Source organism: Shewanella sp. S1-49-MNA-CIBAN-0167 (assembly GCF_040310145.1).
GTDB lineage: Bacteria > Pseudomonadota > Gammaproteobacteria > Enterobacterales > Shewanellaceae > Shewanella > Shewanella psychromarinicola.
In genome coordinates this window covers 1-248 of sequence record NZ_JBEOPO010000418.1, presented here as the reverse complement: position 1 = coordinate 248, position 248 = coordinate 1, and the positions used below count along the sequence as shown (strand labels likewise).

Here is a 248-nt window from a genome sequence, read left to right as displayed (position 1 = left end):
ACGCATAAGCACCGGCCAAGCGGGCTTTACCTAAACGGTTTTCGGCCCTATTTTTGTCGCTGGTGGCGTGGGTTGCTTGAATCGATGCGATAACCCCAAGTTGGGCAAAGCGCGGTATGTCGGCTAAATCGAGAATTTGTGCATGTTCAATGCGATGGCGTAATGCTTTTGAGTCGGTTGCTGCAATGGTAGTTTGGTATTTATCGAGCACCACTTGATTGGCGTTGTCGCCAATGGCGTGAGTATTA

At 49.6% G+C, this 248-nt stretch carries 1 protein-coding gene; it reads right to left on the bottom strand.

Annotated elements, in window-relative coordinates; genetic code table 11:
* On the bottom strand, positions 1 to 248 hold a 248-nt coding region (locus AAEZ00_RS21875), incomplete at both ends, for an amidohydrolase family protein (protein ID WP_351090115.1).